Source organism: Ruegeria sp. C12, from assembly GCF_056537745.1.
Window position 1 is genome coordinate 1 of the sequence record NZ_JBQFSA010000023.1, and the last position, 3,023, is coordinate 3,023.

Annotated in this window: 3 protein-coding genes; all 3 read left to right on the forward strand. The window is 62.0% G+C overall.

Going from position 1 to position 3,023, the window contains the following annotated elements; translation table 11 throughout:
* Positions 1-633 (forward strand): GntR family transcriptional regulator (locus ACR0C9_RS21835; protein WP_480782055.1); only part of this gene is annotated, 633 nt, incomplete at its 5' end.
* 11 nt (positions 634-644) lie between these two features.
* Positions 645-2,039, forward strand: a complete 1,395-nt coding sequence (tcuA, locus tag ACR0C9_RS21840) for an FAD-dependent tricarballylate dehydrogenase TcuA (protein WP_480782056.1) — start codon at positions 645-647, stop codon at positions 2,037-2,039.
* Positions 2,029-3,023: tricarballylate utilization 4Fe-4S protein TcuB (tcuB, locus tag ACR0C9_RS21845; RefSeq protein ID WP_480782057.1), on the forward strand; the 995-nt coding region annotated here is incomplete at its 3' end. The genes tcuA and tcuB, both read left to right, overlap by 11 nt.

A 3,023-nucleotide genomic window follows, 5' to 3' on the forward strand; every position in this document is an offset into this window, starting at 1 on the left:
GCGTATCAGCGCCTGCTGGACGAGATTCGCGAGGGCACTCTTCTGCCCGGCGACCGGCTGCGTGAGATTGAGCTCTCGGAACGGTTGGGCGTCAGCCGTACCCCGGTGCGCGAGGCGATAAGGCAGTTGGAGGCCGACGGGCTGGTCACGCATGTGCCACGGCAAGGTGCCACCGTGCGCAGTCTGGATTACGCCGAGGTCATGGAACTCTATGAGATGCGCGCGGTGCTTGAAGGGACAGCGGCCCGTCTGGCAGCCCGCGCGGCATCGGATGTCGAATTGGATGAACTGGACCTTTTGAACGACCGGTTGGCCGAGGCGGGTACTGGCCCCGATGCAGCCCAAATCAACAAGATCTTTCACGCGACCCTGCTGGATGCGGCCAAGAACCGGTTTCTGGCAAAATCCATGCTCTCCTTGCAAAAGGCGCTGTTGATCCTGGGGCCCTCGCAATTGCTGGATAGCGACCGCGCCGAGGCCGCAGTGGCCGAGCATCGGCGCATCATGGCGGCTTTGAAGGCCCGCGATGGCGCAGCGGCCGAGACAGAGATGCGCGCGCATATCCAGGCGGCACAACGGATGCGCATCCGCGCGTTGCAGGACCGCGACCGCTCAATCGACGAAAGCCAGTAGGTAGACAGGATATGGCCACCCCAAAGGAAGCTTACGATATCGCTGTGATTGGCGGTGGGAACGCAGCCCTCTGCGCCGCGATGACTGCGGCTGAGGCAGGCGCGCGCGTTCTGATCCTTGAGACGGCGCCAAAACCTTATCGCGGCGGAAACTCGCGCCATACGCGCAACTTTCGCTGTATGCATTCGGGCCCGTTGGGCCCGCTCGTCGAGGCGTATGGCGAAGACGAATACCTCTCGGATCTGCTGAAAGTCACCGGCGGCAAAACCGATGAACATCTTGCCCGCCTCGCGATCCGCACCTCCGAGGAATGCCTTCCTTGGATGCAAGAGCATGGGGTCCGGTTTCAGCCGTCGCTTTCCGGCACATTGTCATTGGCACGGACCAATGCGTTTTTCATGGGGGGCGGCAAATCTCTGGTGAATGCCTATTACCGGACGGCGGCGGGGCTGGGTGTAGATGTGCTGTATGAGGCCGCTGTGACGCATCTGGAACTGAACAGCGACCAGATCGAGTGGGTGGATTACACCTATGAAGGCCAGTCTCATCGCATCGCGCCCAAGGCGGTCATCGTTGCCTCCGGCGGCTTTCAGGCAGACACAGATTGGCTCACCCGCGCCTGGGGTGAGCCTGCGAAGAACTTCCTGATCCGGGGAACGCCGTACAACCGAGGCGTGGTCCTGTCTGATCTGCTGGATCAAGGCGTAGAAAGCGTCGGCGACCCGACCCAATGCCATGCCGTTGCCATTGACGGGCGCGCGCCGAAATTCGACGGCGGCATCGTCACCCGTCTGGACTGCGTGCCGTTTTCCATCGTCGTGAACAAACATGCCGAGCGGTTCTATGACGAGGGCGAAGACGTCTGGCCCAAGCGCTATGCGATCTGGGGCCGTTTGGTGGCGGCGCAGCCGGATCAGGTGGGATATGCCATCATCGACGCCAAGTCGCTGAACCTGTTCATGCCGTCCGTGTTCCCGCCGCTAAAGGCGAACACGTTGGACGAATTGGCCGGGATGATGGACCTGCCTGCGGACAAACTGAAAGCAACCGTCAGCGCATTCAACGCCGCTTGCGGCGACATCAGCGGGTTTCATCCGACCGAACTGGACGGGGTGGCGACCTCGGGCCTGATCCCGCCCAAGACCAACTGGGCGCGCCCAATTACCGAACCGCCGTTTTATGGCTACTCGCTGCGGACCGGCGTGACCTTTACCTATCTTGGGTTGAAGGTTGACGAGACGGCCCAGTGCTCGACGCCCAGCGGTAAGATCAAAAACCTGTGGGCGGCCGGGGAAACGATGGCCGGGTCCATCCTTGGGCAAGGCTATCTGGCGGGCTTTGGCATGACCATCGGAACTGTCTTTGGACGCATCGCAGGACGAGAGGCCGCCGCTTATGCAAACTGATCTTATTCAGGAAGCCCGCCGCCAGGCCGAGATCTGCAACGCCTGCCGCTATTGCGAGGGCTATTGCTCGGTCTTCCCGTCGCTTCATGCGGAACGCGCGTTCTCGGATGGGGACATCACGCAACTGGCCAACCTGTGCCATAACTGCCGGGGCTGTTACTACGCCTGCCAGTACACCGCCCCGCACGCGTTTGACCTGAACCTGCCCAAGGCGCTGGCCGAAGTGCGGCGCGACAGTTGGGAAAGCTTGGCATGGCCGCAGCCGCTGGCACGACGGTTCCACACCCATGGCGGGGCCATCGCCCTGGCGCTTGTGGTCGGATTTGCCCTGTTGTTCTGGGCGACCCGCGCCATCGGTTCCAGCGGAGGCGAAGGGTTTTATGCCGTCCTGTCCCACAACGCGATGGTCGCGATCTTTGCGCCTGCATTCCTGCTGCCTCTGTTCAGCATCGCCTTCAGCCTGAGGCGCTATTGGACCGAGGTTGGCGGCAAACCGATCCAGATGTCTGATCTGACGGTTGCGCTCAAACGTGCGGGCAAGATGCAGGATCTGGCCGCAGGCCATGGCGAGGGCTGCAACTTCGAGGACGAAGACCGGTTCAGTCAGGGCCGACGCCACATCCACCACGCCATCATGTATGGCTTCCTGCTGTGCTTTGCGTCGACCTCGGTGGCGACGATCATGCACTATGTCTTCGGAATGCACGCGCCTTACGGGTTCTGGTCGTTGCCGAAACTGTTCGGGATTTCCGGGGGGCTGCTGCTGACGGTGGGATGTGGTGCGATGGCGCTGCTCAAGCAAAAGTCAGACCGAGACCTCGGCGATCCGTCGGCCTGGGGCGGGGATATCGGCTTCATCCTGTTGCTCGGGTTTGTGGGCCTCAGCGGGCTGGTTCTCTATGCCCTCGGATCAACGCCTCTGATGCCCGCACTGCTGGCCATCCACCTCGGATCGGTCCTGACCTTCTTCCTGCTGACGCCCTA